The sequence below is a fragment of the Pseudomonas sp. LPH60 genome, assembly GCF_030718165.1.
Classification (GTDB): Bacteria; Pseudomonadota; Gammaproteobacteria; order Pseudomonadales; family Pseudomonadaceae; genus Aquipseudomonas; species Aquipseudomonas danubii.
Genome location: NZ_JAVAJH010000009.1, coordinates 230,331 through 254,357, shown reverse-complemented (window position 1 = coordinate 254,357; position 24,027 = coordinate 230,331). Strand labels below are relative to the sequence as shown.

Sequence of the window (24,027 nt, the reverse complement as noted above, 5' to 3'; positions counted from 1 at the left end):
GGGTTTTCTGCCCCATGAGGACTGGCTTTTATGCCTGAGCGAGTACGCCGCCTGCGAGCGGATTTCATTGACGTCCTGGATGAAGTGTCACCCTTGCTGGCCCGTGCCTATGAGCAACTCGGCCCCGTACCGGAGGATCACGCATTGGCCCAGGCGGGCTTGGAGCATGGGCGGGAAATCGTGCTGGATTACCTGGAACACAACGAGGCCGGGGTCGCCTTCGAGCATTTGCTGTACATGATCAATGAGCCACCTCTGGTGATTTCAGCGCACTGTCGGGCAGCCCTGGTGCGGATAGCCGAACGTCTGGGGATGCCCCTGAAGGCATGAGCAGGATCAAGCCTCAATCCGCTTCCCTGGCTACAGGCTGGCTCAGGTTGGCCGCGCCCAGGCAGTAGAACAGCCCCCCGGCGACAATGAACGCTCCCAGCATGTAGAAGATCCAGTGCGCCGGCTGGCTGGCCAGGACCATGCCGCAGAGTATCGGGCCCAGGGCGCCGCCGAGGCTGGAGAGGTTCTGGGCGCCGTAGTACAGGCCCCGCAACGCCTCAGGGGCGATCAGGTCGATGAACATGTACTCGGCGGGAAACACGATGATTTCCCCCAGGGTGAACACCACCATCGACAGCACCCACAGCGGCAGGCTGGTGGACAGGCCAAACCCGCTGATCCCCAGCAGGAACAGCCCCAGCCCGGTTGCCAGCCAGCGGTTCAGGTGGCGCGGGGAAATCCTGCGGCCAATGCTGTACTGCAAGGCAATCACCAGCAGGGCGTTGGTCGCCACCAGGGTGCTGATGATGCGGTAGGTGGCCTCCGGGGACGTGGTGACCACCAGGTACTGCGAGAGGTAGGCCGAGAACTGGCCAAAGACCACGGCGCTGAGCAGGCCGCCGAGGGTGAAGCACACCAGGCGGTAGTCCCGCAGCAGCTGTTTGCCCAGGGTCGGGAAGGAGAGTGGCGTGGATGTGGCGCCAGCGGCATCCAGCTGTCTGTCGCCCCAGAGGTGGTGGATGGCCAGGAACCCGGCGCCCAGGGCGGCGGATATCAGGAACGGCAGGCTGATACTCAGGTGCGCCAGCCCGGCGCCGAGAAACGGGCCCACGGCGTAGCCGATGTTGGTCAGGGTGTACTTGATCGAGAAGGCTTCGCTGCGTTGCTCCACCGGCAGGCGCTGGGCAAAGCCGGCCTTGATCGCGATGTCGATCACCGCGTAGGCCAGGTTGATCAGCACCAGGCACAGGTAGAACAGCCACAGCTGGCGGGCGGTGAAGGTGCCGACAAAACCCAGGGTGAACAGCGCGCAGCAGCCGAGGATCAGGCGGTGGCTGGGGGTCCTGTCCACCAGGAATCCGCCATACAGGCTCAGCAGCGAACCGAGGATCAGGCTGCTGCCGATCACCAGGCCGATGTCGCTGACCGGCAGGCCGAAAGCACTGTTCAGGTAGATCACCAGATAGGGCAGGGTGATGGCCCGGGCCAGGGTCAGCACCAGGGTGCCGGTGAGCAGCAGGTTGATCGCCTTTGGGTAGCCTTTCAGGGTGCGCAGCATCCGTGCCTCATCGTCTGTAGCAGGGTCTTGGGAGAATGCCAGCCAGCTTACTGGGGAATCTGATTCTGTTTTATGATGATTTTTACCCAATGAATGGAATCAGATTCATGAATGCGAGGTACCGATGTTTTCTTCCGAGCGCTTGAAGGGGATCGATGTATTTGTCTGCGTCGCCGACTGCGGCAGCTTCAAGGCCGCCGCCGAGCGCCTCAACCTCACCGCTTCCGCCGTCAGCAAGGCGATTGCCCGGCTGGAAGGGCGGTTGCAGGCGCGGCTGTTCCAGCGCACCACTCGAAGCCTGGCGCTGACCGACGCGGGGACGGCTTTCTACCGCACCTGCAGCGGTGTGCTGGCCGATCTGGAAGAGGCCGAGCTGGCGCTGAACGCGGAACACACCGAGCTGCGGGGGCGGGTGCGCATCGATCTGCCCGGGACCTTTGGCCGCTCCCAGGTACTGGCTGCCGTGTTGCGGTTTGCCCGGGAACACCCCGGTTTGCAGCCGCACATCACCTTTTCCGATTCTGCCATCGACCCCCTCGAAGCCGGCGTGGACATTGCCGTGCGCCTCGGCGGTTCGGAGCTGTGGCCGGCGGCACTGGGGCATCGCTGCCTGGGCCGCGAGTGGCACCTGTTCTGCGCCTCCCCCGATTACTTGCGGCGCCATGGCACGCCGCTGACCGACCAGGACCTGGAACGGCACCAGTGCATTGCCTATGGCTGGGTGGACGGCCGGGTCAGCCCCTGGAACTTTGCGACCGGACGTCCGGGCGAGAGCGAGCGCCGGGTCATGTCCGCCAGTTGCGTGGTGGGGGATGGCGAGGGGCTGCTGATGACCGTGCTGGACGGTTACGGCATCGCGCAATTGCCTTCGTGGCTGGTCAAGCAGCAGCTAGCGCAGGGCACCCTGGTCGAAGTGCTGCCGCAGTGGGCCAGCGAAGGGCAGGCGATTCATCTGCTGTGGCTGAAAAGCCGGCAGGGGTTGCCCAAGGTCAGTGCATTGCTGGAGGTGCTGGAACGGAGTCTGGGGGGATGAACATGAAGAAAAATGGCAGGGGCGGCTGGATTCGAACCAACGCATGGCAGGATCAAAACCTGCTGCCTTACCGCTTGGCGACGCCCCTGTAGCTGTTGCGACGTTACTTGCTTTGACTGCCGGTCCGGGGAGGGCCGCTGCAAGAACGGGCGCAAATTTATCAACTTATAGACGGGCTGTGAAGCCCCCCAATGCAAAAAAATGAGTTTGAAAACAGCTGCTTAGTCTTTTTCTGAGCGCTTTTATCCGCCCTGGGGCTTCAGGGGGCCAGGTAGCCGGGCTGTGAATCCTTCAGGGGCCGGGCCATGGCCAGTGCGCGGCGGATGGCCTGCAACTCCGCGCCTTGCAGGAGGCGCCGGCCAAAATCATAGTCGTCGCCCCCCGGGCCCAGGTGCACCGAAAGCAGCCCGAACAGTTGTCCGCCCAGGTCCTCGATGAACATTTCCATATAGGTTTCGTCGCGGCGGTAGGCGCTCAGGTAGATCAGCCCCTGGACCTCGGCGCGACCACAGTTGTCGATGGCCTCCCAGGTCAGGCAACGGCCCTGTCCATTCTCGATCAGCGGCATTTGCCAGGCGTCCTGTGCCAGCGGCTGGGCGCGCAGGGCCGTCGGCAGTGGCTGGCAGGACAGGACCAGGAAGCGGTACCTCGGCCGGCCATGGTGGATGGCATTGCGTGGTGTCGGCGGCTCGGGCGCCGGGCCGGTGATCCGCACTCGCAGCAGCTGGCTCAGGGCAATTTCCGAAGGCTGCTCGTTCCAGCCATTGAGGTCGGCAACCGGCGGGCACCAGATCAGTTGCAGGGTTTCGCCGATCAGGATGCCGTCCCGGTGCTGGAAGAAGGCCGAGTGTTCCTCGCCCACCACGGGCAGCAAGTCGTGCAGGTGCAAGGTCGGCGCGCCGTAGTCGATGCCCAGGTCGGTGGACCAGAACAGCGGGGCGCAGGTTTTCAGGGGTGCCGGCATGGACGCGAGCCTGTGATGGGGAGGGTGAGGATTCTTCGGTAATTGGCGCCGGATGTCACCTGTGCCTGACTCAATCGGCTACATCCTCTGGCGCGATGCGACCGTGACAGCGTTCAGCCGCGCACTAGTATAGGGAGCCTGAAGCAAGACCTATAAGAACAGCACAAGGACACACGTATGCGACGCTGGAACGGCTGGGGGGATGTATCCACGGTGGTCGAATTGCCGGCCCAGGGCGCGGGATTTCTCGCCGAGCGCCTGGGCCCGGGGCGCCGCTTGCCGGAGGCGACTCTGGAACAGGCGCTGGCCAAGGTGCCGGCCTCACGCCTTGCTGCCCACCCGCTGTATTGCATCGATCCCCAGGAACGCCTGCTGCATGCCCGCGGCCAGAGCCTGCCGGACTGGCTGGCCCTGCGCGAGGGCGAGCTGGGGGTCTATCCGGATGCCGTGGCCTTTCCGGAAACCGCCGAGCAGATCCGCCAGTTGCTGGCCCTGGCCGAGGACCGCGACCTGTGCCTGATTCCCTACGGCGGCGGCACCTCGGTGGCCGGGCATATCAATCCGGGGTGGTCCGAGCGGCCGGTGCTGACGGTGTCCCTGGCGCGCATGAGCCGCCTGCTGGAGCTGGACGAAGACAGCCTGCTGGCCACTTTCGGCCCCGGTGCCAGTGGCCCGCAGGTGGAGAGCCAACTGCGCGCTCGCGGCTACACCCTGGGGCACTTCCCCCAGTCCTGGGAGCTGTCGACCCTGGGCGGCTGGGTGGCCAGCCGCTCCAGTGGCCAGCAGTCGCTGCGCTATGGGCGCATCGAGCAGCTGTTCGCCGGGGGCACCCTGGAAACCTTTGCCGGGCCAATGCCCATCGCCACCTTTCCGGCGTCTGCGGCCGGGCCGGATCTGCGGGAAGTGGTACTGGGCAGCGAAGGGCGCTTCGGGATCATTTCCGAGGTCAAGGTCAGGGTCAGCCGCTTGCCGGACGACGAGCGCTTCTACGGTGTGTTCCTGCCGGACTGGACCCAGGCGCTGCAAGCGGTGCGCGCCCTGGCCCAGGCCCGGGTGCCGCTGTCGATGCTGCGCCTGTCCAATGCCCTGGAGACCGAAACCCAATTGGCCCTGGCCGGCCATCCGACGCAGATCGCCTGGCTGGAAAAATACCTGTCCCTGCGCGGTGCGGGGCCGGGCAAGTGCCTGCTGACTTTCGGCGTGACCGGCAATCGCCAGCAGAACGCCTTGTCCCTGCGTCACGCCCGGCGCCAGCTCAAGGGGTTTGGCGGTGTCTTTACTGGGACGTTGCTGGGCAAGAAGTGGGCGCAGAACCGCTTTCGCTTTCCTTACCTGCGCGAAAGCCTGTGGAATGCCGGCTACCTGGTGGACACCCTGGAAACGGCCACCGACTGGAGCAACGTTGATCGCCTGCTGCAACGCATCGAGGGCAGCCTGCGTGATGGCCTGGCCGCCGAGGGCGAGCAGGTGCATGTGTTCACCCACCTGTCCCACGTCTATGGCGAAGGGTCGAGCATCTACACCACTTACGTATTCCGCCCAGACGCCCAGTACCCGGCGACCCTGGCGCGCTGGCAGGCCCTCAAGCACGCCGCCAGCCAGACCATCGTCAATCACCACGGCACCATCAGTCATCAGCACGGGGTGGGTAAGGACCATGCGCCGTACCTGCGGCGGGAGAAGGGCGCGCTGGCCATCGACACCCTGCAGGCCCTGAGCCGCCACTTCGATCCCGCCGGGCGCCTCAACCCCGGCACCCTGCTGGAGCAGTGACGCCATGAGCCAGGACTGGAACGGCCAGTGGCGCCAACAGGCGCTGCCCGGGCTGGGGGCGCAACCCTGGGACCTGATCGTGATCGGCGGCGGCATCAGCGGCGCCGGCATCCTGCGGGAAGCGGCGCGGCGCGGCTGGCGTTGCCTGTTGCTGGAGCAGCGGGACTTTGCCTGGGGCACCTCCAGCCGCTCCTCGAAGATGGTCCATGGCGGCTTGCGCTACATCGCCAAGGGCCAGTGGCGCCTGACCCGGGACTCGGTACGCGAGCGCCAGCGCCTGCTGCAGGAAGCCCCCGGGCTGGTGGAGCCCATGAGTTTCCTGATGCCCCATTACCGCGGCAAGTTTCCCGGACCCAAGGTGTTCGGCGGCCTGTTGACCCTGTATGACGCCCTGGCCGGGCGCCGCAACCACTGCTTTCACGATGCCGCGCACCTGCGCTTCCTGGCTCCGGGGGTGAAGGAGCCGGGCCTGCTGGGGGGCACCAGTTTCCTGGATGCCCTGACCGACGATGCGCGCCTGGTGATGCGGGTGCTGGCCGAAGCCCGGGCCGATGGCGCCGTGGCCATCAATGGCCTGCGGGTGACTCGCCTGCTGCGGGAGAACGGGCGGGTGTGCGGGGTGGCGATCGAGGACAGTGAAACGGGTGCAGTGCACACCCTTGGCTGCGCGGCCCTGGCGGTGGCCACCGGAGCCTGGGCCGAGCGCCTGCGCCCGGCCCAGGCTCCGCGCCAGCTGCGCCCGTTGCGCGGCAGTCATTTGCTGTTGCCGGGTTGGCGCCTGCCGGTGGCCCAGGCCTTGAGCTTCATGCATGCCGAGGACGGTCGGCCGGTGTTCGTCTTCCCCTGGGAAGGCGCCACGGTGGTGGGCACTACCGATCTTGATCACCGCGACGATCTGGACCAGAGCGCCAGCATCAGTCAGGAAGAACTGCGCTATCTGCTGGCCGCCTGTGCCCAGCAGTTTCCCCAGGCTCAGGTAAGCGCCGCCGATGTGCTCTCGACCTGGGCCGGGGTGCGCCCGGTGGTGGCCGGCGCGGGGGGGGAGCAACAGGGCAAGCCGTCCAACGAAACCCGCGAGCATGTGCTGTGGCAGGAGCCGGGCTGCGTGACCCTGGCCGGCGGCAAGCTCACCACCTTCCGGCCCCAGGCCATCGAGGTGCTGCAAGCCTGTGGCGCCATGCTCGGGCGCAACGTGGAGGACGACGGCGAGCCGGTGTTCGCCCCCCAGGCGCCGGTGGACATTCCCGGGCTCAGCGCGGCTCAGTTGCGGCGCCTGGCCGGGCGCCATGGCCGCGACTTGCCCCGCGTAGCGCAACGGGTGGTCGAGCTGGGCGGCGATTGCGTCGGCGCCAGCGACACCCTGTGGGCCGAGCTGGCCTTTGCCGCCGAGGCGGAAATGGTCCTGCACCTGGACGACCTGCTGCTGCGCCGCACCCGCATCGGCCTGCTGCTGGCCGAGGGCGCCGCCCAGTACCTGCCGGCCATCCGCCGCCTGTGCCAGCCCCGCCTGGGCTGGGACGATGCGCGCTGGCTGGCCGAAGAACAGCGCTACCGCGACCTGTGGCAGCGCCATCACAGCCTGCCCCCCGTCACCGATTGAGCCCCAACCAAGAGAGCCCCATGGACACGCACAACAACAATAAGCAGGACTACCTGCTGGCGATCGACAACGGCACCCAAAGCGTGCGCGCGCTGCTGTTCGACCTGTCGGGCAACCTGCTGGGCAAGGGCAAGGTGGAGCTGGAGGCCTATTTTTCAAGCCAGCCCGGCTGGGCCGAACAGCACCCGGACTATTACTGGGCCAAGCTCGGCGAAGCCTGCCAATTGCTCTGGCAGCAGACCGGCATCGACCGCTCGCAGATCCGCGGCGTGTCCCTGACCACCCAGCGCGGCACCCTGATCAATGTCGACGCCCAGGGCAAGGCCCTGCGTCCGGCCATTCTCTGGCTCGACCAGCGCCAGGCCGAGGTCGAGGGTCGGATCAAGGGGCCTTGGGGCTGGCTGTTCAAACTGATCGGCGCCGAGGCCACGGTGGACTATTTTCGGGCCCAGGCCGAAGCCAACTGGGTGGCCCAGCAGCAACCCGAGGTGTGGGCAGCCACTGACAAGTTCCTGCTGCTCTCGGGCTTTCTCACCCATCGCCTGACCGGCAACTTCGTCGACTCCGTTGGCTGTTGCGTGGCGTACCTGCCGTTTGACTACAAGCGCCTGCGCTGGGCCGCCCCCAGCGACTGGAAATGGCAGGCCCTGGCGGTGCGTCAGGAGCAGTTGCCGACCCTGCTCAAACCCGGCGAAACCCTGGGCCGGATCAGCGCCGAAGCCAGTCGCCACACCGGTATTCCCGAGGGCTTGGCGCTGATTGCCGCCGGTGCCGACAAGGCTTGCGAAGTCCTCGGCTCGGGCGTCCAGGATTCCACCACGGCCTGCCTGTCCTACGGCACCACGGCGACCATCACCACCACCCGTTCCCGCTATCTGGAAGTGGTGCCGCTGATCCCGCCGTACCCGGCGGCGGTGCCGAACCACTACAACTGCGAGGTGATGATTTTCCGCGGTTACTGGATGGTCAGCTGGTTCAAGCAACAGTTCGGCCTGCGGGAAGTGCAGCAGGCAGCCGAGCAGGGGCTGGAGGCGGAACAGCTGTTTGATGCCCTGGTCCAGGCGGTGCCGCCCGGGTCCATGGGGCTGACCCTGCAACCCTACTGGTCGCCGGGCATCCGCGAGCCGGGCATGGAAGCCAAGGGCGCGATGATCGGCTTTGGCGACGTGCACACCCGGGCCCACATCTACCGGGCGATTCTCGAAGGTCTGGCCTATGCCCTGCGCCAGGGCATGGAACGCATGGAACAACGCTCCAAGCTGAAGATCACCCGCCTGCGGGTGGCCGGCGGCGGCTCCCAGAGCGACGCGGCCATGCAACTGACCGCAGACATCTTCGGCCTGCCGGTGGAACGCCCCCATGTCTATGAAGCCTCGGGGCTGGGGGCGGTGATCGCCTGTGCGGTGGGCCTGGGCCTGTACCCGGATTTTCCCACGGCCATCAGCGCCATGACCCGGGTCGGCGCGGTGTTCGAGCCACAGCCGCAAGCGCAGCAGATGTATCAGCGGCTGTACAGCGAGGTCTACCTGCGCATGTACCGCCAGCTCAAGCCGCTGTACCAGAGCATCCGCGAGATCACCGGGTATCCGGCCTGAGGACACGGCAGGCGCAGGTCGCCGGGGCAAGGATTCCCTGGCGAAAAAAAAGGTCCTGCCGGGCAAGGCTCATCTATCGTCATCAAGGTAGACGGATCTCTCCGAAAACCTGAACCGACGAGCTGAACATGAACCGCCAGGAAGCACTGAACATCCTATGGAAGCGACTGTTCATCATCTTTGTGCTGCTGTTGGCGGCGTCCCTGGGAGCGGTCGCCCTGGCCGACGGCTACACCATCCCCTCGGTGGTGTTCATCGTCGGCAATATTGGTGGTTATGTGGGGTTTCACCGGCAACTGTCACACCTTTGCGAGGAGGAGATCATCAGCCTGTGCAGTTCCTGGTTCAATGTGCTGCTGCCGTCGTTCATTGGCGGCATCCTGGCGGGCCTGCTGTACATCCTGTTCATCTCCGGCGTGGTGCAAGGGGAACTGTTTCCCGAGATCGTCAGGGACAAGAGTTGCAACTACCCCGAGAACAGCTTCTATGTGATTTTCTGCCAGCACGCTGACGGCTACGCCGCCTATGGCAAGTTGCTGTTCTGGTCCTTCGTTGCCGGTTTCAACCAGAACTACGTGGTCGATCTGATCGAAAACATCAAGGGCAGTAAAAAAGCACAGGGTGAGGCTTGAGCGCCTTGCTCAGGGCAGGGCGCATCCTGTTCCCGCATCGGGCGCTGATGATTTGGCAGCTGGTTTTTTTTCTTGTGGCGAACGCCTGTTTCAGAATAAGCTGCGTGCCGTCGCTGGAAGGCGTGTGGTACCTGAGCAACCACGGCTGGGAAGTTGCCTCCTCAGTTGATCGGCTCAAAGGATCGCGTTGATCCTCTCTCTCCAAATCCCCGTTGCTGACTACAACCTGTTGCCGAGGCAGCACGGTGCGTTGTGCCGTGGCTTTATTGGAGAGTGTTATGAACCCCTTTGATCTGTTGCGCGCAACGCGTGACGTCTATGTCCTGATCGAAAAGCCAAGCGTCGGCGAGAACCCTGTCGAGCGCTTCTGGTCCCTGTGCCTGGATGGCCTGCACAAAGAGCATTTCTGTGAAGCGGTGAATCGCTTGCGCAAGGAGTGCCTGCCCCGAGCTGACTCAAAACAGAAAAAGACCGCCTTGAAGCCGGTTGCGTTGCTGAACGCTTTGTCGCGGGCGCTCGGCGGGCAATCCTACGACCATTGGCTTGAGGTGGAGCAACCCCGGATTGCCGATTTTCTGTGCACCCATAATCTGTCGCTGCCGACCAATCTTGTCAGTTGGTCCCATGCCCCCGGTTTCGCCGGAGCGCTGACGGCCCGGCAACTGTCTGATCGTCTTTTCAGTTCAGGGCTGGCGCTGCCCAAGCGGATCTTCACCGGTGTTGGCTGCGGGTTGTTTTCGGCCTCCAGCTACGGTCGTCTTGATATCGATCAGATTGCCGGGGCCACTCAAGCCCTTGGGCAGGGGTTGTGGACTGACGAGCAGAGGTTTGATTTTTGTCGGCAGTATGCGGACCAGGTGCTGGTGCGCGCCGAGCACATGAAGGCCGGTGGCGAGCTTGCCTATCTTGACCTGACCGGGCGAATGCTCATGTTGAATGCGGTCAGCGAGCTCATCGGTGGGATGTACAACTTGCTGGGCGACAACCTGATGGACCCGTTGGTTGCGGCCCCTGTCATACGCAGCTACAACGCGTCAGCGGCACAGCAGTCATTCGACCAGCAGTTGTTCAGGCTGTTTCGGGAGCAGATCGAAGCCAGTGATGAAGGCTGGGTGGATGTCCTGCCGGTACCGGGCAATCCCAACCTGATTTTTCTGCGTGGCACCAATGGCCGGTTCGATTGGCTGGTGCGCAATCAACGTAATGCTGAGTTTTCCTCCAATCCGCATTACCCGTTTTTCACCAAGCCTGAGTTACCCAAGGCGATGGACCGCAGCAAGCTGCAGGGGCATCTGTATTTTTCGAGCGGGCTGTGGACGGAGCGGCTGCAGCACGAGGCCGAGGAGCGTCATTACTCGCAGGGGGGAACTGCGGCGGATTGGCCGGGCTATGAAGCGTTGATTGAGCGTGAGCTCATCTCCAGCCGGGGCTATTGCCAGCCGCGGCCTGAAACCGGATCGGCCTCGCGTTCATTCATTGCCCATCGCTGCACGGATTACTGCCTGATGGTTTCGCCGCTGATCACCATCGCGCAGTTCAACGCTTTCCAGGAGCGCACCGGCTGGGACGCTGCCCGACAAGCCAAGGCGGCTGTGGCCGGCTGCCGCATAGACGACTTGGCGAGCATCAACACCGACGCCAATGAACTTCCCGTGAGTGTCACCTGGCTGGATGCCGTGGCGTATTGTCGCGACTTTGAGCAACGCAGCGGGCTTCCTGTGCGACTAATGTCGGCCGCCGATTGGCGGCAGGTTGCTCCTGCGGCGTCCGTGGACCTGAGCCAGGTAAACGCTGTTCGGCGCTTTACAGTCGAGCCGGGAACCTTACCCTGCGACCCGATCTACGAGCAGTTGGGATGGGCAATCGTGGGGGGCGACGGCAGGCTGGGCGGCAACTCTGCGCACTGCTATCGGCCCGAGGGCATCATGCGATTCATGCCAGCACTGAACTGGGTAGCCAGTGCCCAGGGCACACCGTTTCTCAGCGTGCCTGGGTTTGGCGAATGGCTGGGCGATTATCAACACGGTGCTGCGCCAGTCGCGTGTGCAGCCACGCATCAATCCATTGTGGGTGGGGCCATTGAACGCAACCTGTGCCCCGTCCATCTGACCATGAGCTACAAGGGCGCCAAAATCGGATTTCGGCTCTGCTACGCCGCTCACCTCGACGCGTAGCTGTCCCCCCTATAGGAGCAAGATAAATGCTGCATTCACACAAGAGTCCGGGGCCGGTTGTGCCCCATGTAAACGAACTGGTCATCAACTGGCACATCACCGAGGCGTGCAACTATGAGTGCCAGTATTGCTATGCAAAGTGGGACGGGGCCGGTAAGGAACTGCTGCACGACTGGAACCGCACCCGCCGCTTGCTGGATGAGATTCACGACTTCTTCCACCCGCACAATCGTGCCAATCCCCTTCGCCAGCAGTTGTCGTGGTCGAGTATTCGCCTGAACGTGGCAGGCGGGGAGCCGCTGTTGTACCCGCAAGCGTTACTTCGCACGCTGGAATACGCCAAGGCCAAAGGCATGAGCGCGTCCATCATCACCAACGGCAGTCGGCTTACCCCAGACTTGATCGAGGGCCTTGCGCCGCTCATTTCAACCCTCGGCGTGAGCCTGGATTCAGCGAACCAGGCCAGCAACCTGGGCATGGGGCGCGCCGATAGCCGCGGGCGGTTGCTGGATCTCGATGTCCTGTCGCAGCTGTTGCACCAAGCCCGGCAGTACAATCCGGCGCTGTTGTTGAAGGTCAATACCGTGGTCAATGCACTGAACCACCAAGAGGATCTGTCGCAGATGCTCAATGCGCTCAAGCCCGATCGCTGGAAAGTACTGCGCATGTTGCAGGTGGTGACACAGGCATTGGCGGTTTCCTCCGCCGGGTTCCAGGGCTTCGTCGAGCGACATGCGGTGTTTCGCCAGATCATGTGTGTTGAGGACAACGACGACATGAGTGAGTCCTACATCATGCTTGACCCATTGGGACGCTTTTTCCAGAACCGCTTAGGTCAGCAAGGCTATCAATACAGCCAGCCGGTGGATGCCGTGGGTGCTGAATCCGCGTTCAGTGAGTGGCGCTTGTCCGCAACGGCATTTGCTTCGCGCTATCACGGCATGCCGCTCAGGGAGGTCAGCAGTTGATGGGGCCGGTGCCGGGGCGTCGAGCGGCCTGTGCGTCGCCTCCCGTGCCAGGCTGAGGGGGCACGAAGGGGCGCAGCCAGGGCCGGCTGCGCCCCGGATCAGATAACGGCATGTCGCCTTGGCCGGGCGCCATTGCTCACATTGTTCTGTGCTCTGTTGGTTCTTTCTGGCGTCGCAGCATTCATTGCCTTTCTGACTACGCCGGAGTTTTCTCGATGTCTTCGCCAAAATCCTTGCCCACGGCCCTGTTGGGCCTGGCCCTTGCCTGCCCGGCAATCGCCGAGACCCGGAGCGTGGAGCTGGCCCCGGCGCAGGTCCTGGGGCAGGAGCAGGGCGCTGAGGGACAGCAGGTGGCAGAGGCCGAGGCGCGGCTGGCCCAGGTGCCGGGCGCCAGCAATGTGGTGGACATGCGCCGGCCGCTGCAGGGGCGGGTGGCCAGCAACCAGGATGTGCTGGCCTATCAGCCTGGGGTCTATGCCCAGTCCGCCGGGAACGAAGGGGTGAAGATCTCGATCCGTGGTTCGGGCATCAACCGCGCGCCGGGGGCCCATGCCTCGGGGCTGTACACCATGCTCGACGGCTTGCCCCTGACCGGCCCCGGCGGCACCCCCTATGAGTTGCTCGAGCCCCTGTGGGTCGATCACGTAGAGGTGCTGCGCGGCGCCAATGGTTTCGACCGTGGCGCCCTGGCCCTGGGGGGCGCCATCGACTACATCAGCCACACCGGTTACGACGCACCGCTGTTGCAGGTGCGCTACGCCACTGGCAGCCACGGTTATCAGCAGCGTCAGCTCAGCTCCGGGCAAGTGCTGGGGAATTTCGACTACTACGTGTCGCTGACCGACGCCAACGCCGACGGTTACCAGGACCACACCCGCAGCCAGAGCAAGGGGCTGATTGGCAACTTCGGCTACCGCTTCAACCCGAACCTGGAAACCCGTTTCTACCTGCGCTACCGCGAGACCGACAACGATCTGGCCGGGCGGGTCAGCAAAGGTTCCATCGAGCACGACCCACGGGCGGCCAACCCGGCCTATGTCAGCCGCGACGACCGGCGCAAGCAGCCGGGCAGTACCTTTGTCGGCAACAAGACCACCTATTACATCGACGACGATTCGAGCATCCAGACCGGTCTGGTCTACCACGATTACCCCATGGACCTGCGCGAAGGCCCCAACCGCCTGAAGGTGGCCTACAGCGACGTCAGCGGCACCTTCGACTACAAGCGTCGCGACACTCTCTGGGGCCGGGAAAGCCGCAGCACCCTGGGTCTGCGGGTCACCCAGCACCTGCCCAATGACGGGGCCAGCGAGTTTGTGCGGATTCCCACAGGCAATACCGCCAGCTATGCGCCAGGCACGCGAATCCGCAACTTTACTTACCAGGGCTCGGATACGGTTCTGCACTTTGGCAATGACCTGGAAGTTGCCGATGACCTGTGGCTGACCACGGGCCTGGCGGCCATCTACACCCGGCGCGAAAGTGCGGTGACCTACCCCGAGGGCGGCGGCAAGACCAGCCTCGGCGATTGGGACTACGCGCCGCGCCTGGGCCTGCGCTACCAGCTGACACCGAATGTGCAGCTGTTTGGCAATCTCAGCCGCTCGGTGGAAGCACCGCACCCCTGGTCGTTGATCTACAGCTCGAACCTGCGCTTCCCGGCTGGCAGCGGCGTCGCCACGGGCGCCCAGCGCGATCCGATCAAGCTGCGCAACCAGACCGCCACCACCCTGGAGCTGGGCGGCCGCGGCGATAGCAGCCTGGGCGAGTGGAGCCTGGCCTGGTACTACGCCCAGGTGCGCCACGAACTGCTCTCGGTATGGCCGGACGCCAACGCCACCATGCCCTACGAGCTCAACGCCAGCCCCACGGTGCACCAAGGCGTGGAGGCCAGCCTGCAGAGTGAGCTGTGGTCGCAGCCAGGCGTCGGCCGCCTGAGCCTGCGCCAGGCCTACACCTTCAGCGACTTCCACTATCGCGATGACGCGCGTTTTGGCGACAACCGCTTACCGGGCCTGCCGATGCACTATTACCAGGGCGAGTTGCGCTACGACTGGCCCCTGGGTTTCTTCGCCGCCGTCAACACCCAACTGGTGTCCAAGGTGGCGGTGGATTACGCCAACAGTTACTACGCCGACCCTTACGCGCTGTTCGGCGCCACCCTGGGCTACAACGCACCAAAGAACGACTGGCAGACCTGGGTCGATGTGCGCAACCTGACCGACAAGCGCTACGCCGCCACCGTTACTCCGGGCTACGACGACAAGGGGCTGGACGCGGCGCGCTCGACCCCGGGAGAAGGCTTGGGGGTGTACCTGGGCGTGTCCTGGAGCCTGCGCTGACTCAGTTCCTAAAATACAGCTCGTCCAGCTGCCGCCGGCGGATCACCAGGTACTCCTCCCAGACCTTGGGAAAGTCCTCGTCCCGGGTGAAGGGAAAGGTCAGGTAGACGGTGCGACCGATGACACTTATGTACTCCCGCACTCGCTTGTACGCCGGTTGCTCCAGCAGCGAGATGTATTCGTCATAGGCGTAGTGGTAGTGGGAAATCGTCACCCGGTGGGGCGCGATCATGCAGCGGGAGAAGTCGATCACCCGACCGTGACTCATGCCGTTGCCCAGGTACCCGTAGACCCCGTCCTCGGACAGGCTGATGAAGTTCCGTGCCTGCTCGCCATCCTCATCGTTGACCAGCACGATCTGGGTTTCGAAATAGCGGATGGCCTGTTGCTCGGGGCCGCGCAGGTGCAGGTTCCAGCTGATGGCGCCCATGCGGAATTCACCTTGTTCGGCAAATTCGGCAATCCAGCCGTTGGCGAGGGTAATGCGGTGTGTGGTCATGGTGAGTGGTCCGGCTCGGGCGGTGCATGGGGAAGGGCGCTAGTGGCGTGGCGCGGGGATTGTAACCACCAGGCTGGGTGCATGGCTTTATATCAGGGGAGAAAATGGAGCGCTGCAAACAATGCTTCTATAGTGTTTTTGCAGCACAAAAAAAGCTGAAAACAAACCCCCAACGGTTGCCGATAGCAAAGAGTCTCTCCTTTAGCAGGATGCGCCCATGTTCAATACTCGTTTGAAAATGCAGTTGCAGTCCCTTCAGTCGGAGCTTTCAGTGGCTCGACAGTTGCTCAAGGGGATTGAGACTTGCCTTGTGCGTGCGGTCCTTGACGCCAACTACAACGTTATAGATGCCAATGAAGGCTTTCTGAACATGTTGGGGTGTGGCGCCAACCAAGTACTGAACAAACCGATCGACAATTTCATTCCGCAGTATGTACGGCAGATGGATTGCTATCGTCGTTTGCTCGACAGCGTGAACAACCACGACGCGGTTATCGATACTTACCGTTTTCAGCGTCCCGATGGTGGACTGTCGTGGTTTCGTGGCCTCTGGCAGCCGATTGTCAATCAACAGGGGCAATTGGAAAGTATTCATGCCTTTGGTTCGAACATCACCGAGACCGTTGACACTTCGGCGGAGAATTCGGCGTTCATTCAAGCGCTGCTGCGCTCCACTGCGGTGATCGAGTTCGATCTTCAAGGCCATATCCTGCAAGCAAACGAGCAGTTTCTGCGCTCAATGGGCTATGAACTTGGGCAAATCAAAGGCAAGCACCACAGCATGTTCTGTGACCCAGCCGATGCCGCGTCCAGTCATTACAAGGAGTTCTGGGCGACCCTCAATCGCGGTGAATTCGTGGCTGACCGTTTCAAGCGCGTCGATGCCCATGGTCGAGTCGTTTGGCTGGAAGCGACCTACAACCCGGTGCACAACGCACAGGGCGTCCTTTACAAGGTGGTCAAGTTCGCCACGGTCATTACCGAGCAAGTGGCTCGCGAGCAGCAGGTGAACGAGGCGGCGACCATCGCGTTCGAGATCTCCCAACAAACCGACATCAGCGCCCGCCGAGGTGCCGACGTGGTGCAGAACACCGTGCAAACGATGCGCATGATCTCGGATGAAATGCAGGCGGCATCCGCCGGGATTGAAGCGTTGGGCAAGCAATCACTGCTGATCAGCTCGATTGTCCAGACCATTGGCGGCATCGCCCAACAGACCAACTTGCTCGCGCTCAACGCCGCAATCGAGGCGGCGCGGGCCGGTGAGCAGGGCCGGGGGTTTGCCGTGGTCGCCGATGAAGTGAGGCAGTTGGCGGGGCGCACCAGTGCCGCTACCGAAGAAATCGTCAGCGTTGTACAGCAGAATCAGAGTCTGGCGGATGCAGCCGTAAGCGGCATGGCCAACAGTCGCGGGCAGGCTGAAGAAGGCCTGGCACTTGCCAACGAGGCCGGCTCGGTGATTCTCGAAATCCAGGAGGGCGCGCGCCAGGTTGTGGGGGCCGTGGGGCGTTTCGCCAATCAGTTGAAATAGCCTGCGCAACATACCGTCGCGCGCCCCTGGCGGTGCATCGCTGTGGTGCGCTGTCAGGCGGGTAAAGGCCCGGGGCGCCTTATGGGCGCCTCGGGCCTTTGCGCTTAGCGAGCGAGTGACAAGGCCGGCGTGCGTGGTGGAATCAGACGCTTGCTGCCGGTGGATTCGAAGGCCGACGCCAGGCGCAGCAGGCTCGAATCGTCATAGGCGCGGCCAGCGAAGGTCAGGCCGACCGGCATGCCGATGTCTGCCATCACGCCCATCGGCACGGTCACCGTGGGCACGCCCAGGTGGCGGATCGCAAGGTTGCCGTTGGCCACCCACACGCCGTTGCTCCAGGCAATGTCCGCAGACTCGGGGTTGATGTCGGCATCTGCCGGGCCTACGTCGGCCACGGTGGGGAACAGCACCGCGTCCAGCCCCAGGCGATCCATCCACTCTTCCAGATCGATGCGCCGGGTCTGCTCCAGGCCGCGCAGGCCGTCGGCCAGGGAGGCGATCTGGTCCCAGGTCTTGAGCCCGCGCTTGGCCATGGTCACGTACTGGTCCATGCCGGCGGCCAGGTCGTCTTCGCGGTTGGGCAGGGTGCCGGGGTCGTGGGGGAAGATCTGCGGCCCGTCGACATCCGCCAAGCGGTTGAGCTTGGGGTCGTCGTTGGCCCGCAGGAAGTCGTCGAAGGCCCAGCCCGACAGTTCCCACAATTCGTCATGGAGGAACTCCTTGCTGACCAGGCCGCGGTTGTACACGGTCGGTGCGCCGGGGCGGTCGCCTTCGCAGTTGGACACCAGGGGGAAGTCCACTTCCAGCACTTCGGCGCCGGCGGCTTCCAGGGCTTGACGCGCCTGTTGCCAAAGGTCGATCACCGAGGGCCGGGTGTGAATGCGCTGGCCGGTGGGGCCGCCGATGCCGGGTTTGTCGCTGGTGCCGGCTTCCGGGTCGGCATTGATGTACATGCGCGGCACACCAAAGCGTTTGCCCTTGAGCGCCGTGGCGTCGGCCGCCAGTTGCGGGTAGGACGCCGGGCGCACCGAGCTCACGCTGGGGATCGGCACCCAGGGCTGCAGGCGCCACAGGTCGCCGCGGGTGTCCGGGTCTTCGGCCACCACCACGTCCAGCACTTGCAGCAGGTCGGCCATGGTCCGGGCGAAGGGCACCACCACGTCCATGGTCGGGGTCAGCGGCCAGTTGCCGCGCACCGAAATCACTCCACGCGATGGTGTGTAGGCGCACAGGCCATTGTTGGAGGCCGGGCCACGACCGCTGGACCAGGTTTCCTCGGCCAGGCCGAAGGCGGCGAAGCTGGCGGCGGTGGCCGTGCCGGCGCCATTGGAGGAGCCCGAGGCAAAGGGCGCGGTCAGGTAAGCGGCGTTGTAGGGGCTTTCCGCACGGCCATACACCCCGCGCTGCATGCCGCCGTTGGCCATGGGCGGCATGTTGGTCTTGCCCAGGCAAATGGCCCCGGCGCCCCGCAGGCGCTCGATGGTGAAGGCATCGCGGTAGGCCACCAGCTCGGCAAAGGCCGGGCTGCCCGAGGCGGCGGTCAGGCCCTTGACCAGGTAGCTGTCCTTGGCGGTGTAGGGAATGCCGTCCAGCGGGCCCAGGGTCTGGCCCTTGGCGCGACGCTCATCGGACGCTGCGGCCTCCTTCAGGGCCTCAGGGTTGCGCACCACCACGGCGTTCAGCGCGGTGGCGGTCTGCGGGCCATCGTAGGCATCGATCCGCGCCAGATAGGCCTGGACCAGTTCCACGGCGGTGGTCCGGCCTGATTCCAGGGCGGCGCGCAGGTCGGCAATGGACACTTCGGTGACTTCGATCATGGGGCTACCGCCGTTGGCTGGTGGGTGAGGAGGTCAAGAGGGCGCAACGGAGCGCGGGTGTTCGGGTAATGGCTGTGCATGGTGATTCTCGTGGTACGGCTGGGCACGACAAGGGGTGCAAGGGAAAACTGTGGGCCTTTTTAGCATCTAGTGCGGGGCAGAGGAACCGTTGAACTCGCCCAGGTAGTCCAGTGTCGGCGTGCTTTGCGGCGGGCGCTGATTGGGCCCGGAGGCAACCGATCGCTGGTCGCCATCAATCGACTCGCTGCCTACGATGATGAAGTGGCTGTAATGCGCCTTGATCCGCGAGCGCAGCCGTTGTTGCTCGGCATCACTGCGGATCAGCGATTCCAGGTATTGCGGGCAGTCGTCTTTGCCGATCAGCTCGACGAAATCGGCGTCCATGTAGTAGCCCAATTCCTGCCTGAGGCGCCAGCTGGGATTGCGCGCTTCCCAGGCGCTGAATTCGGCGTCGCTGGCATCCGCCGCAGGTTCGGGCTCCCACTGTTCGAAGGCGAACAGCTCAGCCTCGGCCTGGCTGGGGAAGGGGGCGGCGAACAGGTGAAAGGCGAAGTAGGCATCGGCGGCTTCGAGCAGGGCCCGGTTGGCGGCCCCGGCCTGTTCCTGGGGCTGGACCGGATCGGGCGTTGCATCCGCTTCACGGGGCGCCTGGAGTGTGTCAGTGGCCGACGGTGCCGGCTTTTCGAGAGGGTCGAACAAGGTGCTGAAGACGCTCATGGGCGGTCCTTGCGATCAGTGAGGCGGGCGGCTTGGGGGCAACTCTGGCCTGAGGCGGCGCATTGTGACGGGTTGGGGCGGGTGTGAAAACCATGGGCCGTGCGCCACTGGACGCCTGGTCATTTTATCGATTGCCAATCGGAGCAACCCGGGTAGACTGCGCGGCTCTAATAACTGACGCCTTTATAGCCAAACAGTGCAGGCGTTTCGACGATGTTCGACGGATGATTATCCATGTGTCTAGGGCGCACGGACGTGAATGATCCATAGCCGGCAGGCAGTTGGCGCAACATCGAAATCCACTGTCTGCTTGCTCATCCGGACTTTTTTACATGCCTACCCGGCCCAAGCCCAAGCTTAATCTTCGTGTGCTGATTCTGGTCTTCGTACTGTTTGCAGCATTGGCCACCCTGGCCAACAGCTTCTGGGTCATGTTCAAGATCCAGAAGCAGGAGCTCATTGAAAACGCCCTGCAAGTCAACCAGGCCTATGCCGCTCGGATCGCCTCCGGTGTGGAGCAGGTGCTCAGTTCCGATCAGGATCGCTTGAAGTATGCCGCCGCTGTTCTGGGTGGAGACTTTGACCATTCGCAACGACTGGCCGGCGAAGCCCAGCGCTTGCTGGGGCAGGACAACAGCTTCAACTCGGTACTGATCACCAACGCGACCGGCACCATCATCGCCTCAATGCCCGAGCACCTGCATCTCAATGGCCAGTCCCTGCAAGACCAGACACCGCTCAGGCTGCGTCAACCGATCATCAGCAAGGCCTTCAAGTCCATAGCCGGCAATCTGCTGGTTTTTGTGTCCCAGCCGGTGTTTGACGGCAAAGGGCGGTACCTGGGGCTGGTCGGCGGCAGCATCCGACTTGAACAGAAGAACGCCCTTCAAGATTTGATGGACCGGCAGGTCCGTGAGGATGGCGCCCATGTCTATCTGGTGGACAGTAATCGGCGGGTTCTCTATCACCCCTATCCCGAGCAAATCGGCCAGATCGTTGCCGATGACCCGATCGTCGATGCGGCCTTGAGCCAGGGCGGGGGTTCATTGCAGGCGCTGGATGCCCAGGGCGTGGAAATGCTTGCGGGTTTCACCCATGTGCCCAGCAGCGGTTGGGGGGTGATCGCCCAGCAGCCCCTCGGCAACATCCAGGCCACGCTGCAGGTAACCATGTCCAAAGTCGCCAAGGGCATACTGCCGCTGGCGCTGTTCGGCCTGGTGCTGATCTGGTGGTTGGGGACGAGGATTTCGGCGCCGCTGTCGCGGCTGGCCGAGAGTGCCAGGCGCCTGGACAGCCCTGAGAGCTACGAGCGCATCAGCGCGATCCCGGCGCAGTATTCTGAAAGTTGGCAGATTCGTCGGGCGCTGCTGCTGGGCACCAGCCTGCTCCAGGAAAAGATCGGCCGGCTCAACCAGCAGGCGCAAAGTGATGCGCTGACCGGGCTGGCCAACCGGCGGGCGATGCAGGACACCCTGGCGCATTGGCAGCAGGCCAATCAGCCGTTCGCCATCGTTTCCATGGACATCGATCACTTCAAACGGGTGAACGACACCTTCGGCCATGGCGTGGGGGATGAAACCCTGAGAGCGATTGCCGACCTGATGAAGCAAAACTCGCGCACTGACGACCTGCCGTGCCGGGTGGGCGGCGAGGAGTTTGTCCTGCTCTTGCCGAACAGTTCGCTATGGGCTGCAACCGATGTCGCAGAGCGCCTGCGAGCCTCGATCGCCGCGGCGCAGATCGATACCGTCGGGCACATTACGGTTTCGTTGGGCGTCAGCGTGTGGCAGCCGGGAAGTGGTTCGATCACCGCCGCGTTGGAAAAGGCCGACCAGTTGTTGTATCAGGCCAAGCAGAAGGGACGTAATTGCGTGGTAACCGAACAGCGCTCGCTGGCCGTCAGTTGAACACGGCGGCTGCCGTCGACTTGCTTGCACAGCGGCCAGTACCGGAGAATCCACCCGGTCCGATACCTAGCAGAGGCAAGCCGCATGCTTTACCCGAAACAACTCAGCCCGGAGTTTTCCGGGGCGTTGCGCACCTTCAGTTTCTGGGTCGCCAACGGCACCCTCGGCTACCCGCTGCTGGAGGGTGTCGACTATCGCAGTTGCCTGAGCGAAGAGCCGAGCATGCTGGAGATGGCCTACGCGATTTTTGCCAATGTGCTGGAGCTGGACGAAGAGGGCGTACCGGTGAATGCCAAGTACGCCGAGTACCGTGCCGCCCAATACATTCGCCAGTACTGCGATCCGGGATACAGCGCATCGCCGGCGTTCGAGGACTGGGAGCAGGAGCTGTATGGCCCGCCTGATAGAGAGGACCGCAAGCCCTGGCCGCCCGGGCTGCGCGATGGCTGACGAGTCACTGTAGAAGCGAGCCGGCTGGCGATGGTCGCCAACGAAAACGCCGCGTTCATTGGGGAACGCGGCGTTCTTGAGGGCTTCGCGAGCAAGCTCGCTGCTACAGGTACGGGGCGCTGTGTCAGCGGTTGGCTGCGCTCCACTTGGCCCGTGCCGCGTGCAGCTTCTTGTAGCTGTCGATCAGCCGCAGGTGACGGTCCAGGCCTTCGAGCTGCAGGTTGGTCGGGGTCAGGCCGTAGAAGCGCACGCTACCGTCCACCGAGCCGATCACCGCGTCCATCCGTTCGTTGCCGAACATGCGCCGCAGATTGGCTTCGTAGTCGCCCAGCTCCAGTTCGTCGTCCAGTTCCACTTCCAGCACCGCGTTCAAGGCCTGATAGAACAGCCCGCGCTCGACGGTGTTGTCGTTGTATTGCAGGAACATCTCCACCAGTTCCTTGGCCGGGTCGAACTGCCCCAGGGCCACGTGGAGCAGCAGCTTGAGTTCGAGGATGGTCAACTGGCCCCAGGCGGTGTTGTCGTCGAACTCGATGCCGATCAGGGTGGTGATGTCGGTGTAGTCGTCCAGCTCGCTTTCTTCCAGGCGCTCCAGCAGTGAGCGTAAACCGTCTTCGTCCAGGCTGTGCAGGTTGAGGATGTCTTCACGGAAGAACAGCGCCTTGTTGGTGTTGTCCCAGATCAGGTCGTCCACCGGGTAGATTTCCGAATAGTCCGGCACCAGGATGCGGCAGGCGGTGGCCCCCAGGTGCTGGTACACCGCCATGTAGACTTCCTTGCCCAGGCCTTCGAGGATGCCGAACAGGGTCGCGGCTTCCTCGGCGCTGGCTTTTTCCCTTTCGCTGAAGCCGCTCTGGCTGGTGAAGTCCCACTCGACGAATTCGAAGTCCGCCTTGGCACTGAAGAAACGCCACGACACCACGCCGCTGGAGTCGATGAAGTGCTCGACGAAGTTGTTCGGCTCCATCAGCGCCTGGCTTTCAAAGGTCGGTTGCGGCAGGTCGTTCAAGCCTTCGAAGCTGCGGCCCTGGAGCAGCTCGGTGAGGCTGCGCTCCAGCGCCACCTCGAAGCTTGGGTGGGCGCCGAACGAGGCGAACACGCCGCCGGTGCGCGGGTTCATCAGGGTCACGCACATCACCGGGAACTCACCGCCCAGGGACGCGTCCTTGACCAGCACCGGGAAGCCTTGCTCTTCCAGGCCCTGGATGCCCGCCAGAATGCTCGGGTACTTGGCCAGCACTTCCTGGGGCACGTCCGGCAGGGCCAGCTCGCCTTCGAGGATCTGGCGCTTGACCGCCCGCTCGAAGATCTCCGACAGGCACTGCACCTGGGCTTCGGCCAGGGTGTTGCCGGCGCTCATGCCGTTGCTCAGGTACAGGTTCTCGATCAGGTTGGAGGGGAAGTACACCACCTCGCCGTCGGACTGGCGCACGTAGGGCAGGCAGCAGATGCCGCGCTCGATGTTGCCCGAGTTGGTGTCGTACAGGTGGGAGCCGCGCAGCTCGCCATCCGGGTTGTAGATGGCCAGGCAGTGTTCGTCGAGGATCTCCTTGGGCAGCTCGTCCTTGCGCCCCGGCTGGAACCAGCGCTCGTCCGGGTAATGCACGAACTCGGCGTTGGCGATTTCCTCGCCCCAGAACTGGTCGTTGTAGAAGAAGTTGCAGTTCAGGCGCTCGATGAACTCGCCCAGGGCCGACGCCAGGGCGCTTTCCTTGGTCGCGCCCTTGCCGTTGGTGAAGCACATCGGCGACTGCGCATCGCGGATATGCAGCGACCAGACGTTGGGCACGATATTGCGCCATGAAGCGATTTCGATCTTCATCCCCAGGCCCGCGAGGATGCCGGACATATTGGCGATGGTCTGCTCCAGGGGCAGGTCCTTGCCGGCAATGTAGGTGCCTGCGCTGGCGCCCGATTGCGGCATCAACAGCGCCTGGGCATCGGCGTCGAGGTTTTCCACTTCCTCGATGATGAACTCGGGGCCGGTCTGCACCACCTTCTTCACGGTGCAACGGTCGATGGAACGCAGGATGCCCTGGCGGTCCTTGTCGGAGATGTCCGCCGGCAGTTCGACCTGGATCTTGAAGATCTGGTTGTAGCGGTTTTCCGGATCGACAATGTTGTTCTGCGACAGGCGGATGTTGTCGGTGGGGATGTTGCGGGTCTGGCAGTACAGCTTGACGAAGTACGCCGCGCACAGCGCCGAAGAAGCCAGGAAATAGTCGAACGGACCCGGCGCCGAGCCATCGCCCTTGTAGCGGATCGGTTGGTCGGCCACCACCGTGAAGTCGTCGAACTTGGCTTCAAGTCGAAGGTTGTCGAGAAAGTTGACCTTGATTTCCATGGGGGGCACCGGCGTGACGAGGCAAAAAATGGCGGGCATTATCCGGGATTTTGCGCGCCAGTGGGGCGGTTTTTGGCGATGGGGGACCGATGGGCCTTGATCGGTGGCCGC

18 protein-coding genes, 1 tRNA gene and 1 pseudogene are annotated in these 24,027 nt (G+C 63.6%); 13 read left to right on the top strand and 7 right to left on the bottom strand.

Features of this window, described 5'->3' with window-relative positions; translation table 11 throughout:
• Positions 1 to 30 precede the first annotated feature (30 nt).
• Entirely contained in the window at positions 31 to 330 is a 300-nt protein-coding gene (locus Q8O96_RS28105) for a hypothetical protein (protein ID WP_115580192.1), read from the top strand.
• 13 nt (positions 331 to 343) lie between these two features.
• Here the strand turns inward: Q8O96_RS28105 and Q8O96_RS28100 are convergent, their stop codons facing one another.
• Positions 344 to 1,549: an MFS transporter gene (locus Q8O96_RS28100; protein ID WP_115580191.1), complete on the bottom strand. Its 1,206-nt coding sequence runs from the start codon at positions 1,547 to 1,549 to the stop codon at positions 344 to 346.
• Positions 1,550 to 1,673: 124 nt separating this feature from the next.
• On the opposite strand from Q8O96_RS28100, the gene Q8O96_RS28095 reads away from it, so the two are divergent.
• Positions 1,674 to 2,582 carry a LysR family transcriptional regulator gene (locus tag Q8O96_RS28095; RefSeq protein ID WP_102879122.1) on the top strand — a complete coding sequence of 303 codons (909 nt, stop codon included), beginning with the start codon at positions 1,674 to 1,676 and terminating at the stop codon, positions 2,580 to 2,582.
• A 13-nt stretch (positions 2,583 to 2,595) separates the two neighbouring features.
• Here the strand turns inward: Q8O96_RS28095 and Q8O96_RS28090 are convergent.
• Positions 2,596 to 2,670: transfer RNA gene (locus tag Q8O96_RS28090), tRNA-Gln, on the bottom strand.
• A 171-nt stretch (positions 2,671 to 2,841) separates the two neighbouring features.
• Positions 2,842 to 3,546, bottom strand: a complete 705-nt coding sequence (locus Q8O96_RS28085) for a hypothetical protein (protein WP_305949828.1) — start codon at positions 3,544 to 3,546, stop codon at positions 2,842 to 2,844.
• Positions 3,547 to 3,723: 177 nt separating this feature from the next.
• On the opposite strand from Q8O96_RS28085, the gene Q8O96_RS28080 reads away from it, so the two are divergent.
• The 7 genes from Q8O96_RS28080 to Q8O96_RS28050 all read left to right on the top strand — a co-directional run bounded on the left by Q8O96_RS28080 (position 3,724) and on the right by Q8O96_RS28050 (position 14,630).
• Positions 3,724 to 5,319, top strand: coding sequence for an FAD-binding oxidoreductase (locus Q8O96_RS28080; protein WP_305949827.1), 1,596 nt, complete (start codon positions 3,724 to 3,726; stop codon positions 5,317 to 5,319).
• Between the two features lie 4 nt (positions 5,320 to 5,323).
• The gene (locus Q8O96_RS28075) at positions 5,324 to 6,919 is read left to right on the top strand and encodes a glycerol-3-phosphate dehydrogenase/oxidase (protein WP_305949826.1); all 1,596 of its coding nucleotides are present in this window, start codon (positions 5,324 to 5,326) and stop codon (positions 6,917 to 6,919) included.
• A gap of 20 nt (positions 6,920 to 6,939) precedes the next feature.
• Positions 6,940 to 8,514 carry an FGGY-family carbohydrate kinase gene (locus Q8O96_RS28070; RefSeq protein ID WP_305949825.1) on the top strand — a complete coding sequence of 525 codons (1,575 nt, stop codon included), beginning with the start codon at positions 6,940 to 6,942 and terminating at the stop codon, positions 8,512 to 8,514.
• 128 nt (positions 8,515 to 8,642) lie between these two features.
• A complete protein-coding gene (locus Q8O96_RS28065; protein ID WP_102863349.1) occupies positions 8,643 to 9,146 on the top strand; it encodes a hypothetical protein in 504 nt (167 codons plus the stop codon).
• A gap of 278 nt (positions 9,147 to 9,424) precedes the next feature.
• A complete protein-coding gene (locus Q8O96_RS28060; RefSeq protein WP_305949824.1) occupies positions 9,425 to 11,320 on the top strand; it encodes an SUMF1/EgtB/PvdO family nonheme iron enzyme in 1,896 nt (631 codons plus the stop codon).
• A 26-nt stretch (positions 11,321 to 11,346) separates the two neighbouring features.
• On the top strand, positions 11,347 to 12,288 hold the full coding sequence (locus Q8O96_RS28055) for a viperin family antiviral radical SAM protein (RefSeq protein WP_305949823.1): 942 nt from the start codon (positions 11,347 to 11,349) through the stop codon (positions 12,286 to 12,288).
• Between the two features lie 215 nt (positions 12,289 to 12,503).
• Positions 12,504 to 14,630, top strand: a complete 2,127-nt coding sequence (locus tag Q8O96_RS28050) for a TonB-dependent receptor domain-containing protein (RefSeq protein ID WP_305949822.1) — start codon at positions 12,504 to 12,506, stop codon at positions 14,628 to 14,630.
• Position 14,631: 1 nt separating this feature from the next.
• On the opposite strand, the gene Q8O96_RS28045 is transcribed toward Q8O96_RS28050, so the two are convergent.
• Positions 14,632 to 15,129: a hypothetical protein gene (locus Q8O96_RS28045; RefSeq protein ID WP_305949821.1), complete on the bottom strand. Its 498-nt coding sequence runs from the start codon at positions 15,127 to 15,129 to the stop codon at positions 14,632 to 14,634.
• Positions 15,130 to 15,346: 217 nt separating this feature from the next.
• Here Q8O96_RS28045 and Q8O96_RS31400 point away from each other — a divergent pair.
• Together Q8O96_RS31400 and Q8O96_RS31395 are read left to right on the top strand one after the other, a co-directional pair.
• A pseudogene (locus Q8O96_RS31400) lies at positions 15,347 to 16,123 on the top strand (PAS domain-containing protein); the annotation flags it as partial.
• A complete protein-coding gene (locus Q8O96_RS31395; RefSeq protein WP_371826212.1) occupies positions 16,118 to 16,660 on the top strand; it encodes a methyl-accepting chemotaxis protein in 543 nt (180 codons plus the stop codon). The pseudogene Q8O96_RS31400 and the gene Q8O96_RS31395, both read left to right, overlap by 6 nt.
• Before the next feature lie 104 nt (positions 16,661 to 16,764).
• Here Q8O96_RS31395 and Q8O96_RS28035 read toward each other — a convergent pair whose 3' ends face one another.
• Both Q8O96_RS28035 and Q8O96_RS28030 read right to left on the bottom strand, forming a co-directional pair.
• Positions 16,765 to 18,477: an amidase gene (locus tag Q8O96_RS28035; RefSeq protein ID WP_115580184.1), complete on the bottom strand. Its 1,713-nt coding sequence runs from the start codon at positions 18,475 to 18,477 to the stop codon at positions 16,765 to 16,767.
• Positions 18,478 to 18,624: 147 nt separating this feature from the next.
• Positions 18,625 to 19,215, bottom strand: a complete 591-nt coding sequence (locus Q8O96_RS28030) for a hypothetical protein (RefSeq protein WP_305949820.1) — start codon at positions 19,213 to 19,215, stop codon at positions 18,625 to 18,627.
• A gap of 332 nt (positions 19,216 to 19,547) precedes the next feature.
• Between Q8O96_RS28030 and Q8O96_RS28025 the strand changes: the two genes are divergently transcribed.
• Together Q8O96_RS28025 and Q8O96_RS28020 are read left to right on the top strand one after the other, a co-directional pair.
• Complete coding sequence (locus Q8O96_RS28025) at positions 19,548 to 21,122, top strand: sensor domain-containing diguanylate cyclase (protein WP_305949819.1); 1,575 nt, start codon at positions 19,548 to 19,550, stop codon at positions 21,120 to 21,122.
• A gap of 84 nt (positions 21,123 to 21,206) precedes the next feature.
• Positions 21,207 to 21,572 (top strand): hypothetical protein, encoded by a 366-nt coding sequence (locus tag Q8O96_RS28020; RefSeq protein ID WP_102863356.1) that lies wholly within the window; start codon positions 21,207 to 21,209, stop codon positions 21,570 to 21,572.
• A 124-nt stretch (positions 21,573 to 21,696) separates the two neighbouring features.
• Here the strand turns inward: Q8O96_RS28020 and Q8O96_RS28015 are convergent, their stop codons facing one another.
• Positions 21,697 to 23,916 carry an OsmC domain/YcaO domain-containing protein gene (locus Q8O96_RS28015; RefSeq protein ID WP_102863580.1) on the bottom strand — a complete coding sequence of 740 codons (2,220 nt, stop codon included), beginning with the start codon at positions 23,914 to 23,916 and terminating at the stop codon, positions 21,697 to 21,699.
• Positions 23,917 to 24,027 lie beyond the last annotated feature (111 nt).

What these genes read in the sequence shown, in the direction of transcription:
- Q8O96_RS28105 (WP_115580192.1), top strand. Translation starts at nt 31, where the DNA reads ATGCCTGAGCGAGTACGCCGCCTGCGAGCGGATTTCATTGACGTCCTG.
- Q8O96_RS28100 (WP_115580191.1), bottom strand. Translation starts at nt 1,549, where the DNA reads ATGCTGCGCACCCTGAAAGGCTACCCAAAGGCGATCAACCTGCTGCTC.
- Q8O96_RS28095 (WP_102879122.1), top strand. Translation starts at nt 1,674, where the DNA reads ATGTTTTCTTCCGAGCGCTTGAAGGGGATCGATGTATTTGTCTGCGTC.
- Q8O96_RS28085 (WP_305949828.1), bottom strand. Translation starts at nt 3,546, where the DNA reads ATGCCGGCACCCCTGAAAACCTGCGCCCCGCTGTTCTGGTCCACCGAC.
- Q8O96_RS28080 (WP_305949827.1), top strand. Translation starts at nt 3,724, where the DNA reads ATGCGACGCTGGAACGGCTGGGGGGATGTATCCACGGTGGTCGAATTG.
- Q8O96_RS28075 (WP_305949826.1), top strand. Translation starts at nt 5,324, where the DNA reads ATGAGCCAGGACTGGAACGGCCAGTGGCGCCAACAGGCGCTGCCCGGG.
- Q8O96_RS28070 (WP_305949825.1), top strand. Translation starts at nt 6,940, where the DNA reads ATGGACACGCACAACAACAATAAGCAGGACTACCTGCTGGCGATCGAC.
- Q8O96_RS28065 (WP_102863349.1), top strand. Translation starts at nt 8,643, where the DNA reads ATGAACCGCCAGGAAGCACTGAACATCCTATGGAAGCGACTGTTCATC.
- Q8O96_RS28060 (WP_305949824.1), top strand. Translation starts at nt 9,425, where the DNA reads ATGAACCCCTTTGATCTGTTGCGCGCAACGCGTGACGTCTATGTCCTG.
- Q8O96_RS28055 (WP_305949823.1), top strand. Translation starts at nt 11,347, where the DNA reads ATGCTGCATTCACACAAGAGTCCGGGGCCGGTTGTGCCCCATGTAAAC.
- Q8O96_RS28050 (WP_305949822.1), top strand. Translation starts at nt 12,504, where the DNA reads ATGTCTTCGCCAAAATCCTTGCCCACGGCCCTGTTGGGCCTGGCCCTT.
- Q8O96_RS28045 (WP_305949821.1), bottom strand. Translation starts at nt 15,129, where the DNA reads ATGACCACACACCGCATTACCCTCGCCAACGGCTGGATTGCCGAATTT.
- Q8O96_RS28035 (WP_115580184.1), bottom strand. Translation starts at nt 18,477, where the DNA reads ATGATCGAAGTCACCGAAGTGTCCATTGCCGACCTGCGCGCCGCCCTG.
- Q8O96_RS28030 (WP_305949820.1), bottom strand. Translation starts at nt 19,215, where the DNA reads ATGAGCGTCTTCAGCACCTTGTTCGACCCTCTCGAAAAGCCGGCACCG.
- Q8O96_RS28025 (WP_305949819.1), top strand. Translation starts at nt 19,548, where the DNA reads ATGCCTACCCGGCCCAAGCCCAAGCTTAATCTTCGTGTGCTGATTCTG.
- Q8O96_RS28020 (WP_102863356.1), top strand. Translation starts at nt 21,207, where the DNA reads ATGCTTTACCCGAAACAACTCAGCCCGGAGTTTTCCGGGGCGTTGCGC.
- Q8O96_RS28015 (WP_102863580.1), bottom strand. Translation starts at nt 23,916, where the DNA reads ATGGAAATCAAGGTCAACTTTCTCGACAACCTTCGACTTGAAGCCAAG.